General features: G+C 65.9%; 22 protein-coding genes and 2 tRNA genes. 10 read left to right on the top strand and 14 right to left on the bottom strand.

Translation table 11 applies throughout. The features are described from left to right. Positions 1-34: 34 nt before the first annotated feature. From ACEUEL_RS07530 to ACEUEL_RS07515, 4 genes are all read right to left on the bottom strand, one after another. Positions 35-1,057 (bottom strand): L,D-transpeptidase family protein, encoded by a 1,023-nt coding sequence (locus ACEUEL_RS07530; protein ID WP_405703683.1) that lies wholly within the window; start codon positions 1,055-1,057, stop codon positions 35-37. Between the two features lie 770 nt (positions 1,058-1,827). Beyond that, a tRNA-Asn gene (locus ACEUEL_RS07525) sits at positions 1,828-1,903 on the bottom strand. A gap of 117 nt (positions 1,904-2,020) precedes the next feature. Further along, complete coding sequence (locus tag ACEUEL_RS07520; RefSeq protein ID WP_405703681.1) at positions 2,021-3,820, bottom strand: ABC transporter ATP-binding protein; 1,800 nt, start codon at positions 3,818-3,820, stop codon at positions 2,021-2,023. Positions 3,821-3,985: 165 nt separating this feature from the next. Further along, positions 3,986-4,059: transfer RNA gene (locus tag ACEUEL_RS07515), tRNA-Cys, on the bottom strand. A gap of 198 nt (positions 4,060-4,257) precedes the next feature. Between ACEUEL_RS07515 and pyrE the strand changes: the two genes are divergently transcribed. The 7 genes from pyrE (at position 4,258) to recO (ending at position 9,418) form a co-directional block, all read left to right on the top strand. Next, entirely contained in the window at positions 4,258-4,851 is a 594-nt protein-coding gene (gene pyrE / locus ACEUEL_RS07510; protein WP_405703680.1) for an orotate phosphoribosyltransferase, read from the top strand. Then, positions 4,848-5,645, top strand: coding sequence for a pyridoxine 5'-phosphate synthase (locus ACEUEL_RS07505; RefSeq protein WP_405703679.1), 798 nt, complete (start codon positions 4,848-4,850; stop codon positions 5,643-5,645). Before pyrE ends, ACEUEL_RS07505 begins: the two co-directional genes overlap by 4 nt. Beyond that, the gene (acpS, locus tag ACEUEL_RS07500; protein ID WP_405703677.1) at positions 5,642-6,052 is read left to right on the top strand and encodes a holo-ACP synthase; all 411 of its coding nucleotides are present in this window, start codon (positions 5,642-5,644) and stop codon (positions 6,050-6,052) included. The genes ACEUEL_RS07505 and acpS overlap by 4 nt, the downstream gene beginning before the upstream one ends. A 114-nt stretch (positions 6,053-6,166) precedes the next feature. Next, positions 6,167-6,934 (top strand): signal peptidase I, encoded by a 768-nt coding sequence (lepB, locus tag ACEUEL_RS07495; RefSeq protein WP_405703675.1) that lies wholly within the window; start codon positions 6,167-6,169, stop codon positions 6,932-6,934. Next, positions 6,931-7,653 (top strand): ribonuclease III, encoded by a 723-nt coding sequence (rnc, locus tag ACEUEL_RS07490; protein ID WP_405703673.1) that lies wholly within the window; start codon positions 6,931-6,933, stop codon positions 7,651-7,653. Before lepB ends, rnc begins: the two co-directional genes overlap by 4 nt. A gap of 53 nt (positions 7,654-7,706) precedes the next feature. Further along, positions 7,707-8,657 (top strand): GTPase Era, encoded by a 951-nt coding sequence (gene era / locus ACEUEL_RS07485; protein ID WP_405703672.1) that lies wholly within the window; start codon positions 7,707-7,709, stop codon positions 8,655-8,657. 20 nt (positions 8,658-8,677) lie between these two features. After that, positions 8,678-9,418 (top strand): DNA repair protein RecO, encoded by a 741-nt coding sequence (gene recO / locus ACEUEL_RS07480; RefSeq protein ID WP_405703670.1) that lies wholly within the window; start codon positions 8,678-8,680, stop codon positions 9,416-9,418. Here the strand turns inward: recO and ACEUEL_RS07475 are convergent. Further along, positions 9,412-9,786, bottom strand: coding sequence for a hypothetical protein (locus ACEUEL_RS07475; RefSeq protein WP_405703669.1), 375 nt, complete (start codon positions 9,784-9,786; stop codon positions 9,412-9,414). The genes recO and ACEUEL_RS07475 overlap by 7 nt on opposite strands. 289 nt (positions 9,787-10,075) lie before the next feature. Here ACEUEL_RS07475 and parC point away from each other — a divergent pair, with 289 nt between their 5' ends. Both parC and ACEUEL_RS07465 read left to right on the top strand, forming a co-directional pair. Beyond that, the gene (gene parC, locus ACEUEL_RS07470; protein ID WP_405703667.1) at positions 10,076-12,310 is read left to right on the top strand and encodes a DNA topoisomerase IV subunit A; all 2,235 of its coding nucleotides are present in this window, start codon (positions 10,076-10,078) and stop codon (positions 12,308-12,310) included. A 37-nt stretch (positions 12,311-12,347) separates the two neighbouring features. Further along, positions 12,348-13,100, top strand: coding sequence for an AAA family ATPase (locus ACEUEL_RS07465; protein ID WP_405703665.1), 753 nt, complete (start codon positions 12,348-12,350; stop codon positions 13,098-13,100). Here the strand turns inward: ACEUEL_RS07465 and ACEUEL_RS07460 are convergent, their stop codons facing one another. The 7 genes from ACEUEL_RS07460 to purC form a co-directional block, all read right to left on the bottom strand. Further along, on the bottom strand, positions 13,101-13,850 hold the full coding sequence (locus tag ACEUEL_RS07460; RefSeq protein ID WP_405703664.1) for an arginyltransferase: 750 nt from the start codon (positions 13,848-13,850) through the stop codon (positions 13,101-13,103). It lies immediately after the preceding gene. A 74-nt stretch (positions 13,851-13,924) separates the two neighbouring features. Continuing rightward, positions 13,925-14,449 (bottom strand): RDD family protein, encoded by a 525-nt coding sequence (locus tag ACEUEL_RS07455; RefSeq protein WP_405703662.1) that lies wholly within the window; start codon positions 14,447-14,449, stop codon positions 13,925-13,927. Positions 14,450-14,536: 87 nt separating this feature from the next. Continuing rightward, positions 14,537-14,770: a BolA family protein gene (locus tag ACEUEL_RS07450; protein WP_405703660.1), complete on the bottom strand. Its 234-nt coding sequence runs from the start codon at positions 14,768-14,770 to the stop codon at positions 14,537-14,539. 13 nt (positions 14,771-14,783) lie between these two features. Next, positions 14,784-17,000: a phosphoribosylformylglycinamidine synthase subunit PurL gene (gene purL / locus ACEUEL_RS07445; RefSeq protein ID WP_405703658.1), complete on the bottom strand. Its 2,217-nt coding sequence runs from the start codon at positions 16,998-17,000 to the stop codon at positions 14,784-14,786. Positions 17,001-17,036: 36 nt separating this feature from the next. After that, entirely contained in the window at positions 17,037-17,735 is a 699-nt protein-coding gene (purQ, locus tag ACEUEL_RS07440) for a phosphoribosylformylglycinamidine synthase subunit PurQ (protein ID WP_405703656.1), read from the bottom strand. A gap of 8 nt (positions 17,736-17,743) precedes the next feature. Beyond that, complete coding sequence (gene purS, locus ACEUEL_RS07435; protein WP_405703655.1) at positions 17,744-17,986, bottom strand: phosphoribosylformylglycinamidine synthase subunit PurS; 243 nt, start codon at positions 17,984-17,986, stop codon at positions 17,744-17,746. Positions 17,987-18,137: 151 nt separating this feature from the next. Beyond that, complete coding sequence (gene purC, locus ACEUEL_RS07430) at positions 18,138-18,947, bottom strand: phosphoribosylaminoimidazolesuccinocarboxamide synthase (RefSeq protein WP_405703653.1); 810 nt, start codon at positions 18,945-18,947, stop codon at positions 18,138-18,140. Positions 18,948-19,197: 250 nt separating this feature from the next. Between purC and ACEUEL_RS07425 the strand changes: the two genes are divergently transcribed. Beyond that, entirely contained in the window at positions 19,198-19,521 is a 324-nt protein-coding gene (locus ACEUEL_RS07425) for a DUF1476 domain-containing protein (RefSeq protein WP_405703652.1), read from the top strand. Between the two features lie 1,003 nt (positions 19,522-20,524). Here ACEUEL_RS07425 and purB read toward each other — a convergent pair. Further along, positions 20,525-21,832 (bottom strand): adenylosuccinate lyase, encoded by a 1,308-nt coding sequence (gene purB, locus ACEUEL_RS07420; RefSeq protein ID WP_405703650.1) that lies wholly within the window; start codon positions 21,830-21,832, stop codon positions 20,525-20,527. A gap of 127 nt (positions 21,833-21,959) precedes the next feature. After that, on the bottom strand, positions 21,960-22,184 hold the full coding sequence (locus ACEUEL_RS07415; protein WP_405703649.1) for a hypothetical protein: 225 nt from the start codon (positions 22,182-22,184) through the stop codon (positions 21,960-21,962). Positions 22,185-22,202 lie beyond the last annotated feature (18 nt).

Genomic DNA, 22,202 nt, shown 5'->3' with positions numbered 1-22,202 from the left:
TTATTTTACAACTGTTTGACGTTGATCCAGTGGCTCACTCGGCGCCGCCGTCACCGTCCGGCGCGACATAGGGATCCGCCAGGGCTGCAGCGGGTTGGCTGACCTCGATCTTCCCGGAGGTGAGCGCCGCCAGTTTCTGAGGGCCGGAGCGGCGCAGGATGTCGCGGAAGACCGGGTTCATGCCGCCATCGATATAGACGGGCGAAACGGCCGGCTCCGTCTGTGAGAGATGGATGATGGCGGCTTCATCCCGCGAACGTCGGCTGGCGACCACGGGCTCGACGGTCGGATCGGGCGCGACGATCGGGCAGGGCGCCAGCGGATCGGTCGAGAGAGCCGAGGCATCCCCCTGGCCGGCCGGGACGAAGCGGTAGCGACCGCCACAGGCGCCAACCACCGGTGGCTGTCGCGTCACCGCGAACAGGTCGGTACCCTCCTTGAGATTCTGCCAGTAGGGCATGTTCGGATCGTTCCGGTACCGGGCGAAATTGCGCGGCGTCATGCGGAAGGGGAGAGCCTGCACCTGGAAGCTCGGCTGCCCCGCGGCCAGAGCCTCGCGCGCCACGGCATAGACCTCGGAAACCCCGTCATTGGTCATCGCGTAACAGCCCGCGGATGTGCAGGCGCCGTGCACCATAAGCGCGCTTCCATCATAGCCGAGCGCACGCTCGAGCTGATTGGGGTAGCCGAGATTGAAGGAGAGGTAGAACTGGGAGCGCGGGTTCAGCTGGCGCGCCGTCACGGTATAGAAGCCTTCGGGGGCCTGCCGGTCACCCTCCCGCTGCTTGGGGCCGAGTTTTCCGGACCAGCGGCAGAGCGGATAGGTCTTCAGCAGGGCGTAGCGACCGGAGCGGTCGCGCTTCCACACTTCGAGCTCGCTCTCCTGCTTGTAGATCCGAACCATGATCGGGTCGTTGGGGCTCATGCCCCGAGCCGTCATATCGGAGACCAGCTTGGCGGGAATGGGCTGGGAGGCGCGATCGTCCCGCGGTGAGCCGGTACAGCCCGCGACGACGAGGGACAGGGCGAGGGGCCAGGCGGCGCGCAGAAGGTTCATCGGCTCGGCAGCACTCTCACAGCAACGTTCCCGGCTCACACTCCGGGCGGTTCCGGCTCAATCAAGCCTCCAGAATTCTTACATTTGATGAAAAATCTGGGCGACGCGGTGACAATCGCGTCAACAATTGCCGCTCGCGAGCCCACCGCGTTGGCTCCCATTGGATGAAGGCGAGGAGGCTTGAAGACTAGCTTTCGAGCGTCCGCCGATAGCATCGATCCCATCGAGCATCGCCGCGGAGATGGGAAAACCCATCCCCGGCGGATCGAACCCGCGTCTAGCGAGGACGTGATGGATCAGATGGCGGTGCAGGCGCCAATTTCCACCCTTGATGAGATGGATAGACGAAGCCGAAGGCCAGTGCGGCAGCTGCGTTCACCGGAGATCCTCGCCGAATAGATCGAGGCCACGCAGACCGCCTATCTCGTCGGCGAGCATGGTCAGCCCTGGACCAGGAGAGATTCGGCAATGGGTTCAAGCGGCCTGCGTCGCCGCCAAGTGCTTTGGCACCGCCCATGCCTCCGCGAGGCCGGCGCCACCCGCGCGGCCGAGAATGGCGCCACTGAGAAACAGCTCATGGCCCTGTTCGGCTAAACCAGCGGACGCATGGCCCCACTACACCCGCAAGGCCAGCCAGAAGCGGCTCGCCAAGGAGTCCGTGCGCACCTCTTCATGGAGGTGCGAACCGCGAACAAAAATCCCGCGCCACCCCAGGACGGTGCGGGAGAAACCGATAATATCGCAGATATTTCAGAATCTTAGAAAGTGAGTGGCTCCCTGAGCAGGACTCGAACCTGCGACCATTCGATTAACAGTCGAACGCTCTACCAGCTGAGCTATCAGGGAACGAAACCGCCTAGGTATCGCTTCGAAGCGCGATCACCGTAGGGCGGCAACTGGTGTGGGGCGCCGTATAGCAACGCAGTGCGGCTTTGTGAAGACGCAACTGCATCATTGTCCACATCAGGCCGTCAGCCGCTCCCGCTGGTCCGCGAACTGGAGCTGGTGGAAGCTGAAATAGCGGCCACGGCGCGCCAGCAGTTCCTCATGCCGTCCGCTTTCGACCACCCGGCCCTCGTCAATGACGCAGATCAGGTCGGCATTCACCACGGTCTGCAGCCGGTGGGCGATCACGAGGGTGGTGCGGTCGAGCTGGAGCGTGCGCAGCGCCTTCTGCACCTCCGCTTCCGATTCGCTGTCGAGCGCGGCGGTCGCTTCGTCGAGCAGCAGGATCGGCGCGTTCTTGAGGAAGGCGCGGGCGATGGCGATGCGTTGGCGCTGGCCGCCCGAGAGTTGTGCGCCGTGCTCGCCGACGACGGTGTCGTAGCCCGCCTCGAAGCCGATGATGAAATCATGCGCGTTCGCGGCGCGGGCGGCGGCAAAGATCTCCTCGTCCGTCGCCGAAGCGCGGCCGAACGCGATGTTCTCCCGCACCGTGCCCGAGAACAGGAAGACATCCTGGCTGACGAAGGCCACGGCCTCGCGGACGGAGTGGCGGGACACCGTGTCGATCCGCTGGTCGTCGATCAGGATCATGCCCGATTCGATATCGTAGAAGCGCTCGATCAGGTTCATGACGGTGGTCTTGCCACCGCCCGACGGGCCCACAAGCGCGGTAGTGTGGCCGGGCTGGGCCGTGAAGCTCAGCCCGCGCAGCACGGGCTCTCCCGGCCGATAGCCGAAGACGACGTTCTCGAAGCGGATGCCGCCCTGCTTCACCGTGAGGGTGGGCATCCCAGCGGGCTCCTGCTCGGCCGGGACGCTGTCCAGCACCTCGAACAGCAGGCGGGCCCCCAACAGATTGGTGGCGAGGTCGATATTGAGCCGTGCCAGCCGCTTGGCGGGCTCGTAGCACAGCAGCAGCGCGGTGATGACCGAGAAGAACTCGCCCGGTGTGCGGCCGGCGGTGAGCACGCCGTGGCCGGCATACATGATGACGAGGCCGATGGCGCAGCCGGCCAGAGCTTCCATCAGCGGACCGGAGCGGGACTGCACCTTCACCAAGCGGTTCGAGGCATCTTCGAGCCGGTCGATGCGCTGGAAGATGCGCGCGCGCAACTCCTCTTCCATGTTGAAGGACTTGACCGTGCGGATGCCCTGGAAGGCTTCGATCGATCCGGCCATGATCTGCGCGGCGTTGTTGAACTCCCGCTTGAAGATGCGCTTCACCTTGCGGATCAGGCTGCGCACCGCGCCGACCGCGATCGGCATGGCGATCAGGCCCACCATCGCCATGGCCGCATCCTGGATGATCATCACCGCGGTGAGGCCGATGACGGAGAACAGGTCGCGGCCGAGGCTTGTGATGACGAGGTTGAGCACGTTGCGGGCGGCCTGGGCGCCCTGATTGACCCGCAGCGAAATCTCGGCGGTGTGGCGCGTCGCGAAATAGGCGACGTCCTGGTGCAGCAGGCGGTCGAGCACGCGTTTCTGGTTGTCCGCGACGATGCGGTTACCGACCTTGGCGAGGGTAATCGCCTGGCCATAGGCGGCGAAGCCCTTGATGAGGCTGAGCGCCAGGACGGCGCCGGCCAGCAGCCAGACGGCGCTGTAGCTCTGCTCGACGAAGATGCGGTTGATCACATCGCCCATCAGATAGGCGAGGCCGGAGGTGCTGCCGGCCACCAGCATCATGAAGAAGAAGGCGAGCGCGTAGCCCCTCCAGTGCCTCCGGCCGTCCATGACGAAAAGGCGAGCGATCGAATCGCGTGTCTCGGCACTGACCATGGAGCCGAACGCGCCGACCAGTTTCTGCTGCAGCATGGTGTTCCTTCGCGGGTTGTCTTTCGCGGACCGGTTCGGGCGATGGCCGCCGTCAGTGGTCCCGGTCGCTGCACCGGGGGTTGCCTGTCCCGGCATGCACGAAAGCAGGCATCGGCCCCGCGCCCCTGCGCTGTCCTCTGATGAGAGAACAGCGCAGGGCTCCGATGGAGGCCACGGAGGGAATCGAACCCCCGTACGCGGATTTGCAGTCCGCTGCGTAACCACTCCGCCACGTGGCCGAAGGCAGAATCCGGATACATCGCTCCGGACGCGGGCCTTCTATCAGAGCAGGATTCAAACGGCAACGGAGCGGTTGGACCCGCCGTACCGGGCCGCGATCGATCCTCCCGGACGGGCCGGGTTTCCTCTGACGGCGAAAGGCACTAAGACAGGCGCGGCAAACCCCTCCCGCAAGCCCTGAGTTCCGGACGGTCACGATGACGCAGGACGAGGTCTTGGCCGAGTTTCGTGCCGCTGGTGCGTTGCTTGAAGGCCATTTCATTCTCTCTTCCGGGCTGCGCAGCCCGGTATTCCTCCAGAAAATGTTCATCTTCCAGGACCCGCAGCGCACCGAGACCCTGTGCCGGGCGCTGGCGGAGAAGGTGACGGAGGCCTTCGGCCCGATCGACTATGTGGTGTCGCCGGCCGTCGGCGGGATCGTCCCGGGCTACGAGACCGCGCGCCAACTCGGCGCCAAGGCCGTGTTCGTCGAGCGAGAGGATGGCCAGTTCGCGCTGCGGCGGGGCTTCGCGATTCCTGAAGGTGCACGCGTGGTTATGGTCGAGGACATCATCACGACCGGCCTGTCGTCGCGCGAATGCCTCGCTGCCATCGCCATGCATCCGGGCCGTGTTGTCGGTGCCGCCTGCCTCATCGACCGGTCCGGCGGCAAGGCCAACCTCGGCGTGCCGCTGGTGGCGCTGGCGACGCTCGACATTCCCACCTACGCGCCGGATGCGCTGCCGCCGGAGCTCGCGGCCCTGCCGGCCGTGAAGCCCGGCAGCCGCGGCCTGCAGGGGGCAAAGCCATGAGCGCGGGGACGACAGGGGCGATCGCCGTGGTCAGCCCCGTGCGCCTCGGCGTCAATATCGATCATGTCGCGACCGTGAGGAACGCGCGGGGTGGGCTCAACCCTGATCCGGTGCGCGCGGCTTTCCTCGCCGTTGCTTCCGGAGCGGATGGAATCACCGCGCACCTGCGCGAGGACCGACGCCACATCCGCGATGACGACATGCGCCGCCTTCGCGCGGAATTGCCGGTGCCGCTGAACTTCGAGATGGCCGCGACCGCCGAGATGGTTGCGCTCGCTCTCGAACTTCGCCCCCATGCTTGCTGCCTCGTGCCGGAGCGGCGCGAGGAGCGCACCACCGAGGGGGGGCTCGACGTCATCGGTGGGGGGGCTGCGTTGGCCGATCGGGTCGCGGCGCTCGCCGGCGCGGGAATCCGCGTGTCGATGTTCGTCGCCGCCGATGCCGCCCAGATCTCCGCTTCCGCCGCGATCGGCGCTGCCGTCGTCGAACTGCACACCGGCGCCTGGTGCGAATCGCTTGCGGCGGGGCATGGGGATGAGGCCGACGCCGAATTCGCGCGTCTGCGGGCGGCGTCCCGGCAGGCTCACGAGGCTGGACTCGAGGTTCACGCCGGCCACGGACTCGACTACGCGACTGCCGAAGCGATTGCGGCCTTTCCCGAGATCCGTGAGCTGAACATCGGGCATTTCCTCGTCGGCGAGGCGATCTTCGACGGGCTCGAGAGCGCCATTCGCCGGATGCGCCAGGCCATGGCGCAGGGCCGCGCGAAGCTGCGGGTGGGAGAGGCGGCGTGATCCTCGGGATCGGCTCGGATATCACCGATGTCCGACGCATCGCGAAGACGCTTGAGCGGCATGGCGAGCGCTTCCTCGACCGGATATTCACGCCGGTGGAGCGCGCGAAGTCCGATCGCCGCGCGCGCCGCGCCGAGAGTTACGCCAAGCGCTTCGCCGCCAAGGAAGCCTGCGCCAAGGCGCTTGGCACGGGGTTGGCACAAGGTGTCTTCTGGCGCGACATGGGCGTGGTGAACCTACCCTCTGGCCGGCCCACGCTCAGGCTGACCGGCGGCGCGCTCGAGCGCCTCGAATCGATGGTGCCGGCCGGCTACACCGCCCAGATCGATCTCACCATCACCGATGATGGCCCGCTCGCCCAGGCCTTCGTCATCATCAGCGCCGTACCCCTCCCGTCGGGAAAATGACGGTGGGGCACCTCCGCGGATCGTGACCGCGCCGCGTTGCCGCAGCGCGGGCGAGCCGCTATAGGAGCCTGAAACCCTCTGAGCGCCGTCCCGGCGCATCCGCCGGAAAGCGAAATGAGCTCCACAACGGAACCGAAGAAGGAAGGCGGCAAGAAGGAAAGCGGCCTGGGCGAAACCGTCCGCGTCATTTTCCACGCCTTCCTGATCGCGATCGTCATCCGCACCTTCCTGTTCCAGCCCTTCAACATCCCCTCGGGATCGATGAAGGAGACGCTTCTGGTCGGTGACTACCTGTTCGTCTCGAAGTTCAGCTACGGCTACAGCCGTTTCTCGCTGCCGTTCTCGCCGCCGCTGTTCGATGGCCGCATTTTGGGACGCGAGCCCGAGCGCGGCGATGTCGTGGTGTTCAAGCTGCCGCGCGACGAATCGACCGACTACATCAAGCGCGTGATCGGCCTGCCGGGCGATCGCATCCAGATGATCGACGGCCAGCTCAACATCAACGGCCAGCCGGTCAAGCGCGTCGCCGCTGGCGACTGGCTCGACGAGGAGGGCGGGGGGCGCTCGCAGCGGGTCAAGCGCTGGACCGAGACCTTGCCGAACGGCGTCAGCTATTACACGCTGGATCTCGTCGACAACGGCTTCTACGACAACACCCCGGTCTACACGGTTCCCGCCGGCCACTATTTCATGATGGGCGACAACCGGGACAATTCCACGGACAGCCGTGTTCTGAGTCAGGTCGGCTATGTGCCCTACGAGAACCTCATCGGCCGCGCCCAAGTCATCTTCTTCTCGGTGCAGGAAGGCGATGCCGCCTGGCAGTTCTGGAAATGGCCCTGGACGGTGCGCTGGGACCGGCTGTTCTCGCTGGTGCGATGAGCGGCAAGGTAAAAGGCGGCCCGTCGGATGCGGACCTCGCGCCGCTGGAAGCGCGGCTCGGCTATGGCTTCGCAGACCGCCGCCACTTGGCGCTGGCCCTGACGCATATCAGCGCGGTTGAGCCGATGGCGTCCGGAAAGGCGCGGCTGAAGAGCTATCAGCGCCTTGAATTCCTCGGCGATCACGTGCTGGGGCTCGTCGCCTCGGACATGCTGTTCCATGCCTTCCCCGAGGCCGAGGAAGGCGATCTGTCCCGCCGCCTCGCCGAGCTCGTGTGCGAGGAGACCTGCGCGGAAATCGCCGACGAGATGGGTGTAGCGCCGTTCATCCGGCTCGGCATGGGCGAGGCGAAGGCGGGCGGGCGCCGGCGGCAGGCGATTCTGGCGGACATCGCGGAGGCGGTGCTGGCGGCTGTGTATCTCGATGCCGGCCATGAACCGGCGCGCGCCATGGTCGAGCGGTTCTGGGGGCCACGCCTGGCCAATCTGCGAGGATCGTCCCGCGATCCCAAGACCGCTCTCCAGGAATGGGCGCAGGCACGCGGCCTTCCGCCGCCGGCCTATCGGCTGGTCGAGCGAAGCGGCCCTGATCACAGCCCCGAATTCCGAATCGCCATCGACCTTCCCGGTTTCCCGGTATTCGAGGGCAGCGGGCGCTCGAAGCAGGCGGCGCAGAAGGCCGCCGCTGCGGCGTTCCTCGGTCATGTGCCCTCCGCATAGCCCTTGTCGCCGATGCGGACTAGAATGACGGCTGCCCACCGAAAGGCCCGAACTTGCCCAAACCCGAGAATGCACCCGTCGACTCTACCGCCCATAACGAAACCTCGGCGACCCGCTGCGGATTCGTCGCACTGATTGGTGCGCCAAATGCCGGCAAGTCGACGCTGACCAACGCTCTGGTCGGGACCAAGGTGTCGATCGTCTCGCACAAGGTGCAGACGACGCGGAGCCTCGTGCGCGGCATCGCCATTGAGGGTGCGACGCAGATCATCCTCGTCGACACGCCCGGCATCTTCGCGCCGAAGCGTCGGCTGGAGAAGGCAATGGTCCGATCGGCCTGGGGCGGGGCAGGGGATGCCGACGCCGTGGTGCTGCTGGTCGACGCTCGTATCGGCATCACCGAGGAGGTGGATGCCATCCTGCGTGGCCTCGCCCAGGTCAACCGTCCGCGCGCCGTGGTGCTGAACAAGATCGACCTCGTGAAGCGGGAGAGCCTTCTCGGCCTCGCCTCGGAGATCGCCGCACGCCTGCCGGCGGAGCGCATCTTCATGCTGTCGGCGCTCACCGGAGACGGCATCGGCGAGTTGCGCACATGGCTGGCGGGCCTGTTGCCGCACGGGCCGTGGCTCTATCCGGAAGACCAGATTTCCGATGCCCCGATGCGCATGCTGGCGGCGGAAATCACGCGCGAGAAACTGTTTCTGCGCCTGCACGACGAACTGCCCTATCGCTCGACGGTGGAGACCGATTCATGGAAGGAACTGCCGGACGGCTCTGTCCGCATCGAGCAGACGATTTTCGTGGAGCGCGAGAGCCAGCGAAAGATCGTGCTCGGCAAGGGTGGCGAGGCGATCAAGGCGATCTCCACCGCATCGCGCAAGGAACTGGCCGACATCGTCGAGAGCCGGGTTCACCTGTTCCTGTTCGTCAAGGTGCGCGAGAACTGGGCCGACGATCCCGAGCGGTATCGTGAGATGGGCCTGGAGTTCCCGGGTTCCGACTAGAGGCCATCGGGCCAGCAGCCATGGAATGGAGCGACGAGGGGATCATCCTGGGCGTGCGCCGCCATGGCGAGGGCGGGGCCATCGTGGAATTGATGACGTCTGCCCATGGCCGGCATCTCGGTCTCGTGCGGGGCGGGGGATCACGGCGGCAGCGACCGGCCCTGCAACCCGGCAACGGCGTCCAGGCGACATGGCGGGCACGCCTCGACGAGCAACTCGGCAATTTTGTGCTGGAGCCGACACACAGCCGTTCGGACCGGCTGATGACGTCGGCGCACGCCGCCTTCGGCTTTACGCATGTCGCGGCGCTACTGCGCCTCTTGCCCGAGCGCGATCCCCATCCCGGTCTTCACCGGGTGCTGGAGACGATGCTCGAGCATCTCGACGAACCTTCGCTCGCTGGCATGATGGTCGCCCGCTTTGAACTGATGATGCTTTCCGAACTCGGCTTCGGGCTGGAACTCGATGAGTGCGCGGCAACCGGAAAGCGCAACGACCTGCTATACGTCTCGCCGAAATCGGGGCGCGCGGTCAATCGTGACGCCGGGGCGCCCTGGCATGACCAGCTGTTCGAACTGCCCTTTTTCCTGATCGCCGAGGTGGCCGAGCCGCCCGATCGACAGGCGCTCTCGGCTGCCTTTGCACTGACCGGCTTCTTCCTCGACCGCCGTATCCATGCGCCGCGCGGTATCACCCTGTCGGAGGCCCGCGCGGCTTTCATCGGGGCTGTCGCCCGCTCGTTCGGCGGGGCGCGTCAGTAGGTGCGATAGGGCGGAGGATAGCCAGGCCCCGCACGATGGTCATAGCCGGGGCGATAATAGTCATACCCCGGCCGATAGGGGCGTGTTTCATGACGCCAGTCGCTGTAGTACCGCGGCTTGCCGTACCACACGCGGTCACAGTCGCGGACCTTCACGCGGATCGGCCGGCCCCAGCGGTCCTGCCGCCACACCCAGCGATTTTTGCACACGGTGCGCCAGGCGACATCGGTGACGACCGGGGCGCTGGCGCCCGCCTGGCCGAGCGTGCGGGCCGCGTCGAGCGGCGTCGCCGAGGCTGCGCCAGCCCCGAGAAGACTTGCCGCGCCAAGGCCCGCGGCTCCAAGTGTAGCGACAATGAACTTACGCATGCTACCCTCCTGAACGTCGGATACTCCGACAGTCAGAACGTGTAAGTATCGAATCGGTTCTGATGATGTTGAGAATTTCCTGTTTTCGACACGTCTCTGAACAAATATTCAGAAGGCGCTGCGATTTCACGATGTGGATACCGCGGACGCCATCGAGATACCGCTACGGCGGGCGATTCGTCGTTGCGAGAGTGCCTACATTACGGAGAATTAATCGGCGGGCGGCCCGCGGTCTCTGCCCTCGGTGTTCGCGTCTTGTTCCCGATGCGGTTTTGCGGTAGCGAAGAGCATGGGTGAAAGACCGATTCCGCCTGACGATGGAGCGATCGAGCCGGTTGGCCTGAAGGCGGCGCTCGAGGAGCGCTATCTTGCCTATGCGCTCTCCACCATCATGCACCGCGCGCTGCCGGACGCGCGTGATGGACTGAAGCCGGTCCACAGGCGCATCCTCTACGGCATGCGCCTGCTGCGGCTCGATCCCGGCACGGCCTTCAAGAAGTCGGCGAAGATCGTCGGCGACGTGATGGGCACCTTCCATCCTCATGGCGACCAGGCCATCTACGACGCGCTGGTGCGCCTCGCGCAGGATTTCTCCCAGCGCTACCCGCTGATCGACGGGCAGGGCAATTTCGGCAATATCGACGGCGACAACGCCGCAGCCTACCGCTACACCGAAGCGCGCATGACCGAGGTCGCCAGGCTGATGCTGGACGGCATCGACGAGGACGCGGTCGCCTTCCGGGCCAATTACGACGGGCAGAGCGAGGAGCCGGTCGTCCTTCCCGGCGCGTTCCCCAACCTGCTCGCCAACGGCTCGACCGGCATCGCGGTCGGCATGGCGACGTCGATTCCACCGCACAACGCCGCCGAGCTGATCGATGCCTCGCTGCACCTGATCGACAACCGCGGCGCAACCACCGATGAACTGATGGCCTTCGTGAAGGGGCCTGATTTCCCGACCGGCGGCGTGATCATCGATCCGCCCAGTGTGATCGCCGATGCCTACGCAACCGGGCGCGGCGGCTTCCGCCTGAGGGCCCGTTGGCACAAGGAAGAGACCGGGCGCGGCACTTATGTCGTCGTCGTCACCGAGATCCCCTACAGCGTGCCCAAATCACGCCTGGTCGAGAAGATCGCCGACCTGCTCAACGAGAAGAAGCTGCCGCTGCTTGCCGATGTGCGCGATGAATCCGCCGAGGATGTGCGCCTCGTGCTGGAGCCGCGCGCGCGCAACGTCGACGCCGAACTGCTGATGGAGAGCCTGTTCAAGCTCACCGAGCTGGAAATCCGTTTTCCGCTGAATATGAACGTCCTCGTCGGCGGGCTGGTGCCGAAGGTGGTGAGCCTCGGCGAGGCGCTGCTCGAATGGCTCGACCACCGTCGGGACGTACTGCTGCGCCGCTCGCGGCATCGGCTCGGCGAGATCGAGCACCGGCTCGAAGTGCTGGGCGGCTATCTGGTTGCCTATCTCAATCTCGACGAGGTGATCCGCATCATCCGCGAGGAGGACGAGCCGAAGCCTACGCTGATGCGCACGTTCGAGCTCACCGACGTGCAGGCCGAGGCGATCCTCAACATGCGCCTGCGCTCGCTGCGCAAGCTCGAGGAATTCGAGATCCGCAAGGAGCACGACGCGCTGTCGTCCGAGAAGGACGGCATCGAAAAGCTGCTCGGCTCCGAAGGCAAGCAGTGGAAGACCATCGCCTGGGAGCTCGGCGAGCTGCGGAAGAAGTTCGGACCGGATACGCCACTCGGCAAGCGGCGCACCGGCTTCGGCGCGGCCGCCGCCCACGACGCCGACGCGGTGAGCGAGGCGATGATCGAGCGCGAGCCGATCACCGTCGTGGTCTCGCAGAAGGGCTGGGTGCGCGCGCTGAAGGGGCATGTCGCCGATCTCTCGACGCTGGCCTTCAAGGGCGACGACGCGCTGAAGATCTCCTTCTTCGCCGAGACGACGTCGAAGCTGCTGGTCTTCGCTACCAATGGCCGGTTCTACACGCTGGAGGCCTCCAAACTGCCCGGTGGACGCGGCCATGGCGAGCCGCTGCGGCTGTCGATCGATCTCGAGCAGGAAGCCGATCTCGTCGCGGTGTTCCCCTATATCGGCGGGCGACGCCTTCTGGTCGCGGCGAAGGAGGGCAGGGGATTCCTCGTCGCCGAGGACGAATGCCTTGCCAACACGCGCAAGGGCAAGCAGGTGCTCGGCGTCGATACGCAGGACGCCGCCGCCGTGGTGCCCGCGGTGGGCGATACGGTCGCGGTGATCGGCGAGAACCGCAAGCTCCTCGTCTTCCCGCTTTCGCAGGTGCCGGAGATGGCGCGTGGGCGTGGCGTGCGCCTGCAGCGCTACAAGGATGGCGCGATGTCTGACGTGAAGGTGTTCGCGCTGAAGGACGGCCTCACCTGGACCGACACCTCGGCCCGCACCTGGACGGTGACCGACCTCGTCGAATGGCAGGGTGAGCGCGCCTCGGCCGGCCGCCTGCCGCCTAAGGGGTTTCCGAGGAATAACCGGTTCGGATGAAGCACCGGCCGTGCTTTGGTGAGGTTCGGGAAAGCGCATGGCTCGCCGCCGACGCCCCATCAAGCTCCCCGCGCCGTATCTGCGACGCGTGGAGCTTCTGCCCGATCGGGTACCCGATTGGGAATATTACCCGTTTTGCCTTCCGCTGTTCCGGAGCCGAAGCTTCGATCTCGCCTTTGATCGCCCCATAACGATCATCGTCGGCGAGAACGGCGCGGGCAAATCGACGCTTCTGGAAGGCATAGCCATGGCGGCCGGTTTCGGCCTGTTCGGAGGCGGCAGCGCACACGCGCTGGGCACGGACCGCGAAGAGATCAGCCTCGCGGATACGTTGAAGCTTGGTTGGCTGCCGAAGATCACGGAAGGGTTCTTTTTCCGGGCGGAAACCTTCTTCAATATCGCGACCTACGCCGAGCGGGCGGCGCGTGATGCCGATCAGATGCCGCCCGACTGGCTGCTGAAGTCCCATGGCGAAGGATTTCTCGACTTCATCGCCGAGCGCAGCGAACGGCAGGGGATTTATTTCTTCGATGAGCCCGAAAGCGCTCTGTCGCCGTCGCGACAGATTGACTTCCTGAGAATATTGCAACGACTGGACAAGAGCGGCGTGGCGCAGGTCATCATGGCCACCCATTCGCCACTCCTGATGGCCTGTCCCGGCGCGCAGCTCCTGATGCTGGACAAGTACGGGCTCGTGCCGGTCGAACTCCGAGACACCACGCATTTCCGCCTGCTTCGGGAATTCTGCCTGGCGCCGGACAGCTTCATCGAGACGATGCTCGACGGCTAGTCACCCCTCCACCCGCTCCCAGCCGTGCGGGGCAAGGCGTTCCTGGGGGAGGAAGCGCTTCTTGTAGTCCATCTTGGTGGAGCCATCGACCCAGTAGCCGAGATACACGTAAGGCAGGCCGAGCCGCCACGCCTTCTCGACGTGATCGAGGATCATGAAGGTGCCGAGCGAGCGCATCGGCTCGTCCGGTTCGTAGAACGAGTACACCATGGAGAGGCCATCGGCGAGAACATCGGTGAGCGCCACCGCATAGAGCGCGCCCGAGCCACGGCCAGTGACGGCGGTCTCGGGGCCGCGCTTGCGGTACTCGATCACGCGGGTGCGCACATGGGTGTCCTCGACCATCATGGCGTAGTCGAGCACGGTCATATCGGCCATCCCGCCGTCGCCGTGGCGGGCGTCGAGATAGGCCCGGAACAGCGAATAATGCTCCGAGGTCGGCACCGGAGCGCGCATGTCGCCGATCAGATCGGCATTGGCCTGACGTATCCGGCGAAAGGAGCGGCTCTCGCGGAACCCGTCGACGCAGATGCGCACGGAGACGCAGGCGCGGCAATGTTCGCAGGCCGGCCGATAGGCGATCGACTGGCTGCGCCGGAACCCGCCATGGGTGAGGACGTCGTTGAGATGGGACGCGCGCTCGCCGACCAGATGCGTGAACACCTTCCGCTCCTCGCGACCCGGCAGGTACGGGCATGGCGAAGGCGCAGTCAGGTAGAACTGAGGCGTATCGCGCGAATGTTCGGTCACGGCGGCTCACGGATTCCCGACAAACAGGATCGCGCGCCGCGACCGCCGCGTCAAAGCCTCTTCGCGATCATCTTTCAGCGATAGCGGCGCAGCCGCGCCGCGCGCTCCTCGCCATTGACCACCACGGTGCCGAGAATCAGATCGTGCAGCAGCCGGCGGCGGCTGTTGAAGAGGCCGACCAGCACCACGAAAGGGGTGAGGACGCTGACCGAGACCCAGTAGAGCACGACGCTGAGCACCGCGAGCAGCGGATACATCGGCGCGCCGTACCAGAGCCGCATCTCGATATCCACCGCCCGCATGCCGATGGTGGCGCAGCGATCGCCGCCGAGCGTAAGGGCCGAATAGGCCAGCGCCCAGACCACCAGGGCCGGGCCGAGCAGGCCGAACAGGAAGAAGCCAAGGCCGAAGGTGACGATGCCGAAGACGAAAATGAAGATCGTCGCGAGCACGATCGGCGCGAAGATGATCACAACGTCGATCAGGAAGGCGACGAAGCGCCGCGACAGCACGCCCTCGAAATATTCCGGCTGCGCGACCGGATCATAGGCATAGGGACGCGGCTCGTCGCTCGCGCCGATCCGGTGACTGTTCGACATGGCCTGCTCCTTCCGCAGCGAGAACGGCGGAGAGATGGTGAGGCGGGGCAGGGCGGGCAAGGGTCGGTGCCCTTGCCGCGCCGATATTCACTCCGGAACGGCCGTCTGCAGCGCCAGGGCGTGCAGCACGCCCCCCATATTGCCGCCCAGCGCCTGATAGACCATCTGGTGCTGCTGCACCCGGCTCTTGCCGCGGAAGCTGGGAGAAACGACGGTCGCGGCATAATGCTCGCCGTCGCCGGCAAGGTCGCGGATCGTAACCTGCGCGTCCGGCAGGCCGGCGCGGATGAGCCGTTCGATCTCGCCTGCTTCCATGGCCATGGTCGATCTCCCTTTAACCGATGCCCGCGCCGGCGCCCATGTAGATCGGGAGCCAGGCTTCGTGCCGCTCGCGCAGCACCTCGACGCCGACGGGCCGCTCGCCGGGCACCTTGATCTGGTCGCCACCCGTGGTCCCGATCTTGGCAATCGGAATACCGGCGGCCTCGGCGCGCTTGAGGATGGCGCTCGCCTTGCCGTTCGCCGTCAGCACATAGCGGGCCTGATCCTCGCCGAACCAGTAGGCATAGGGCTCGATCCCGGCCGGCGACGCCGAAAGGCTCGCGCCGATGCCCGAGGCCATCGCCATTTCGGCAATCGCCACCAGCAGCCCGCCGTCGGAGACATCATGAACCGCCGTCACCAGGCCCTCGAGAATGAGCGCCCGGACGAAGTCGCCGTTGCGGCGTTCGACGGCGAGATCGACCGGGGGAGGGGCGCCCTCCTCGCGATCGAGGATTTCCGCGAGGAAGCTCGACTGGCCGATCCAGCCCGTGGTCTCGCCCACGACCAGGATCGCCTCGCCCGCCGCCTTGAAGGCGACGCTGGCCGACTTGGTGAAGTCCGCCAACACGCCGACGCCGCCGATGGTCGGGGTCGGCAGGATCGCGCGGCCATGGGTCTCGTTGTAGAGGCTGACATTTCCCGACACGACCGGGAAGTCCAGCGCCTTGCACGCTTCCGAGATACCGTGCAGACAGCCGACCAACTGACCCATGATCTCCGGCTTCTCGGGGTTGCCGAAGTTGAGATTGTCGGTGATCGCCAGCGGCGTACCGCCGACCGCGGTGATGTTCCGCCACACCTCGGCGACCGCCTGCTTGCCGCCCTCGAAGGGATCGGCCTCGCAATAGCGGGGCGTGACGTCGGTGGCGATGGCGAGCGCCTTCGGGCCGTTCTCGACCCGGACAACGGCGGCGTCGCCGCCTGGGCGCTGGACGGTGTTCGAGAGGATGATGTGATCGTACTGTTCCCAGATCCAGCGCTTCGAGGCGAGGTCCGGAGAGCCGACGAGCCGCTCCAGCGCACCGGCGATCCGGACGTCGCCCTTGAGGGGCTCGGCAACCAGACGCGGCTTAGGGAGCGTGGGCACCCAGGGGCGGTCATACAGCGGCGCTTCGTCGCCCAGTTCCTTGATCGGCAGGTCGGCCTTGACCTCACCCTTGTGCTTCACGACGAAGCGCAGCGTGTCGGTGGTGTAGCCGACGATGGCGAAGTCGAGGCCCCATTTGCGGAAGATCGCCTCGGCCTGCTCTTCCTTGCCCGGCGCGATGACCATGAGCATGCGCTCCTGGCTTTCGGAGAGCATCATCTCATAAGCGGTCATGCCCGCTTCACGGCACGGCACGTTGTCGAGGTTGAGTTCGATGCCGAGGTCGCCCTTGGCGCCCATCTCGACCGCCGAACAGGTCAGTCCCGCCGCACCCATGTCCTGGATCGCCACGACGCAGTCGGCCGCCATGATCTCGAGGCAGGCTTCCAGCAGCAGCTTTTCGGCGAAGGGATCGCCGACCTGCACGGTCGGGCGCTTCTCCTCCGCGCCGTCGCCGAACTCGGCGGAGGCCATAGTGGCGCCGTGGATGCCATCGCGACCCGTCTTCGAACCGAGATACACGACCGGTAGCCCGACCCCGGTCGCCTTGGCGTAGAAAATCCGGTCCGTGCGGGCGAGGCCGACCGCCATCGCATTGACGAGGCAGTTGCCGTCATAGCGCGTGTGGAAGCCGACGAGACCGCCAACGGTCGGCACGCCGAAGGAATTGCCGTAGCCGCCGATACCTGCCACCACGCCGCCGACCAGGTGACGTGTACGCGGATGGGTCGGATCGCCGAAACGGAGCGCGTTCAGCGCGGCGATCGGGCGCGCGCCCATGGTGAAGACGTCGCGCAGAATGCCGCCCACCCCGGTCGCCGCCCCCTGATAGGGCTCGATGTAGGAAGGGTGGTTGTGGCTCTCCATCTTGAACACTGCCGCGAGGCCGTCGCCGATGTCGATGACGCCCGCGTTCTCGCCCGGGCCCTGGATGACCCAAGGCGCCTTGGTCGGCAGGCCGCGCAGGTGCAGGCGCGAGGATTTGTACGAGCAGTGCTCGTTCCACATCGCCGAGAAGATACCGAGCTCCGTGAAGGTCGGCTCGCGGCCGATCAGCTTCAGGATGCGCTCATATTCATCCGGCTTGAGGCCGTGTTCGGCGACAAGCTCGGGGGTGATGGTCGGTTCCAGGAAGCTCATGCGAGTGCCGTGTGTCTCTTCATCATCGGGCAGGCGTCAGGCCCGCACCAGAGCGTCGGCAAGGCTTTCGAACAGGCCGCGCCCGTCGGTGTTGCCGATCAGCGGATCGACGTGGTTCTCGGGGTGCGGCATCAGGCCGAGCACGTTGAGCTTCTCGGAGGCGATGCCGGCGATCGAATTGGCCGCGCCGTTCAGCACCTGCTCATCGTCCCGCTGCCCACTGCCGGTCACGTAACGGAAGATCACTCGCCCCTCGCCCTCCAGGCGCTTGAGCGTCTCACCATCTGCCGTGTAATTGCCCTCGCCATGCGCGACGGGGATACGGATGACCGCATTGCGGCCATAGGCGCTGGTGAAGGGCGTATCCGTGCGCTCGACGCGCAGCAGCGATTCACGGCAGATGAAGCGCAGCCGCGCGTTGCGGACCAGCACGCCCGGCAACAGCCCCGCTTCGCAGAGAATCTGGAAGCCGTTGCAGATCCCCAGCACGAGCCCACCTCGTGCGGCATGGGCCCGCACCGCGTCCATGATCGCCGCGCGGGCGGCGATGGCACCGCAGCGCAGATAATCGCCATAGGAGAAGCCGCCCGGCAGGACGACGAGATCGGTGCCGGCGGGCAGGGCGGTTTCGGCATGCCAGACGAGCGACGCATTCGAGCCGGATACCAACTCGAGCGCCCGGGCAACGTCACCCTCGCGGTTTGATCCGGGAAAAACGAGAACGGCGGATTTCATCATGGGCCTCAGCCGACCATCTCGATCCGGTAGCTTTCGATCACCGTGTTGGCGAGCAGCTTCTCGCAGGCGTCCTTAAGAGCCGTCTCGGCCTTCTCCGGATCGCTGGCCTCGACCTCGACGTCGAACACCTTTCCCTGGCGGACGCTGGCGATGCCGGGCACGCCGAGCGAGCGCAGCGCGCCCTCGATAGCCTTGCCCTGCGGATCGAGCACGGCAGATTTCAGGGTGACGAGCACGCGCGCTTTCATGGGTTCAACTCTCGGATACCGGGTCGACCGGATCTCAAAAACGGAAGCGGGGGCGAATTGCCGCCCCCGCCTAGCATTTGATCGCAGGAAGCTCAACGGACAGCCCGACATGGCTCCCCCGCGCCGTTCGCGCCCGCGAACGGCGGCAGGCTCACTTTTCCGTGTCGGACTTGACGAGCACCGGACCGGTACCCTGCGGGCGCTCGCCTTCCGACATGATGCCGAGACGGCGGGCCACTTCCGAATAGGCTTCGACAAGCCCACCCATGTCGCGGCGGAACCGGTCCTTGTCCAGCTTGTCGTTCGACTTGATATCCCACAGCCGGCAGGAGTCCGGGCTGATCTCGTCGGCGACGACGATGCGCATCATGTCGTTTTCCCACAGACGGCCGCATTCCATCTTGAAATCGACAAGACGGATGCCGACCCCGAGGAACAGGCCGGAGAGGAAGTCGTTCACGCGGATCGCCAGCGCGATGATGTCGTCGATTTCCTGCGTGGTCGCCCAGCCGAACGCCGTGATGTGCTCTTCCGACACCATGGGGTCGTTGAGCGCGTCGTTCTTGTAATAAAACTCGATGATCGAGCGCGGCAGCTGGGTGCCTTCCTCGATCCCGAGGCGGGTCGACAGCGAACCGGCCGCGACATTGCGGACGACCACCTCGAGCGGAATGATCTCGACCTCGCGGATGAGCTGCTCGCGCATGTTCAGCCGCTTGATGAAATGCGTCGGCACGCCGATGTCGTTCAGCTTCTGGAATACGTATTCCGAGATGCGATTGTTCAGCACGCCCTTTCCGTCGATGACGTCGTGTTTCTTGTTGTTGAAGGCAGTGGCGTCGTCCTTGAAGTGCTGGATCAAAGTGCCTGGCTCAGGGCCTTCATAGAGGACCTTCGCCTTACCTTCGTAAATGCGGCGGCGGCGGCTCATGGGGGGGTACCGTCGGTTGAGGAAATCCATCGGTGCCGGGGCTCCGTATCTTGCTGGTCCACGGCTTGGGCGCCTGCGTGAACATGCGGCGTGACGTGTTCCGACGATTCGTGTCGCATTGCACAAGCACCCGGTCCGACACTAGCCGATCGGTGCGCGGGATACAACGCAAGCCCTTCGGCCCCGCCGCCCGCCCGCCTGCGGCGTCGGTGACGTTGATTTGGGGCGGCGGGCGCGATAATCAAGCCGACAGTTGGGTAAGCTTCCAGGCGAGGATGGCATGAGCACGTTCGACAAACGCGAAGATGCCTTCGAAGCGAAGTTCGCGCACGATGAGGGGCTGCGGTTCAAGGCGACTGCCCGCCGCAATCGGATGCTCGGCCTTTGGGCCGCCGAGAAGCTGGGCCTCGCCGGCGACGAGGCGGCCGCTTATGCGCGCTCGGTCGTCGAGGCTGATCTCGAGGAAGCCGGCGACGACGACGTGTACCGGAAGCTGAAAGCCGATTTCGACGCCAAGGGTATCGACGTGTCCGAGCATCGGCTGCGCCGGACCATGGACGAGCTGCTTCTGGAAGCCATGACGGCCATCAAGGCCGAGGGCTGATCTTCCAACCCATAGCGGTCGGTCGGGTGGACGGAGCGAAGCGCGCCGTTCGCCCGGATTCGCGTTTACCCTCACGTATTTTCGCGCTGGCGGAACAGACGCGCCTCTCCCATGTTGATGGAATGTCCGGTGGGCCATGTCCCGCCGGGAGGGAGGCGGACCATGAGACTATCCGGTACACTTCTTTTGGCTGCTGGACTGCTGGTGTCGGGCGTTACCGGAGCCGAGGCCTGGACGGCCGTGACGACCGCTGATGCCAATGTGCGTGGCGGTCCTGGTACGCGCTACCGGGTGCTCTATTCGCTGCCGGCCGGTACCAACGTCGATGTGGGCTCCTGCGCCGGCACGTGGTGTGTTTTGCGCCGTGGCGGCTACATCAGCGCGAACCTGATCGCGGGTGGTGGTGGCGTTACGCGCGTCGTCGTCCAGCCCGCCTACACCGACTATTACGATGACGGTTACGACTCGTGGGATGGCGGTTATTGGGGCGGCGGCTATTGGGGTGGCGGCTGGGGACCGGGTTGGGGTCCTGGCTGGGGTCCGCGCCCGCCCTGGGGTCCGCGCCCGCCATGGTGGGGGCCGAAGCCTCCCCGTCCGCCGCATTGGGGCGGCCCCGGTCCACGTCCGCCTCACTGGGGCGGTCCTGGTCCCCGTCCCCCGGGTTGGGGAGGGCCCGGCCCTCGTCCTCCGGGATGGGCTGGGCCGGGTCCGAGGCCGCCCGGCTGGGGACGTCCCGGCGCGCGGCCGCCCATGATCGGCCGTCCCGGCGGCGGGCCGATGATGGTTCGTGGCCCTTATGGCGGCGGAGGGCCGCGCTTCAGCGGCGGCGGTTACCGAGCCGGCCCGATCATCCGACCGATGGGGGGCTATGGTGGTGGCTTCCGCGGCGGCGGCATGGGAGGCGGCGGATTCCACGGCCGCTGATCGCCTCACCGTGACGCGAAATAAAAAGCCCCGGCGGTGGTCCGCCGGGGGTTTCTGTCGTCGGAGCCTGGGTGGAGGGTCAGCTGCGCCCGAAAACGCGCCTGAAGATCGTATCGACGTGCTTCAGATGGTAGCCGAGATCGAATTTCTCGGCTATTTCATCATCTGAAAGATATTGCCGCACTTCCGCATCATTGGTCAGCAGTGTCCGGAAGTCACCTTCGCCACGCCAGACCGGCATGGCGTTGCGCTGGACGAGGCGGTAGGCGTCCTCGCGGCTCGCGCCCTTCTGCGTGAGAGCCAGCAGGACGCGCTGTGAATGCACCAAGCCGCCGAGGCGGTCGAGGTTGCGCTGCATGTTCTCCGGGTAGACCAGCAACTTCTCGACGACACCGGCGAGCCGGTTCAGGGCAAAATCGAGCGTCACCGTCGCATCGGGGCCGATGCCACGCTCCACCGAGGAGTGCGAGATGTCGCGCTCGTGCCAGAGAGCGACGTTTTCCAGCGCCGGGGTCACCATGCCGCGCACGAGCCGGGCAAGGCCGGTCACGTTTTCCGTCAGCACCGGGTTGCGCTTGTGGGGCATGGCGGACGAGCCCTTCTGGCCCTCCGAGAAGAACTCCTCGGCCTCCAGCACCTCGGTGCGCTGCAGGTGGCGAATCTCGATCGCCACGCGCTCCATCGAGGAGGCGACAACGCCGAGCGCGGCAAAGAAAGCCGCGTGGCGGTCGCGGGGAATGACCTGCGTCGAGACCGGCTCGACCTTCAGCCCCATCTTCGCGGCGACGTGTTCCTCCACCCGCGGATCGATCTGGGCGAAGGTGCCGACGGCGCCAGAGATGGCGCAGGTGGCGACTTCCTCGCGCGCGTTGACCAGTCGGGCGCGGTTGCGTTGGAACTCGGCATGAGCCTGGGCAAGCTTGAGACCGAAGGTCGTCGGCTCCGCGTGGATGCCGTGCGAGCGGCCGATAGTCGGGGTGAGCTTGTGCTCGAAGGCGCGGGCCTCGAGCGCGGCGAGCAGCCGGTCGACGTCCTTGATGAGGATATCGGCGGCGCGGACGAGCTGCACGTTCAGGCAGGTGTCCAGCACGTCGGAGGAGGTCATGCCCTGGTGGACAAAGCGCGCCTCCGGGCCGACGATCTCGGCGAGATGAGTCAGGAAGGCGATGACGTCATGCTTGGTAACCGCCTCGATCTCGTCGATGCGGTCGACATCGAAGGTTGCCTCCTTCGCCATCTCCCAGATCTTTGCCGCCGCTTCCTTCGGCACCACGCCCAACTCTGCGAGGGCATCGGTGGCATGCGCCTCGATCTCGAACCAGATGCGGAAGCGGGTCTGCGGCTCCCAGATGGCGGCCATCTCGGGGCGGGTATAGCGCGGGATCACGGGCGGCTCTTTCAGCTGGCAAGGATTGCCCGCGCTCTAGCAGATCGGCGAAAATCCTACAAACGCGGGTGTCATGTGAGTGCCTCCCGAAACACCGGCGCAGGCTTCAAGCCCCGGCGCCGCCGGTTCAGCCCGTGAACGGGAAGCCCACACGCTCGAACCGCACACCGTCGAGTTCGAGATGGCACACGCAGTAATACTGGCGCGCGATTTCCTCGACCAGCCGGGAGCGAGCCACGCGCGTGCCGCTGATATTACGCTCCAGCCACGCATCCGGCACGCTGAGCACCATACCGGCCTCGAGCCGGCAGAGGATGTTCCGCAGTTCCTGCCCGTTGACGCTGGTTTCCACGACGTCTCTCCCGAAGAC

Source organism: Ancylobacter terrae (assembly GCF_045108345.1).
Lineage (GTDB): Bacteria > Pseudomonadota > Alphaproteobacteria > Rhizobiales > Xanthobacteraceae > Ancylobacter.
The sequence above is the reverse complement of the archived record's forward strand: the minus strand, read 5'-3'. Positions and strand labels throughout refer to the sequence as shown.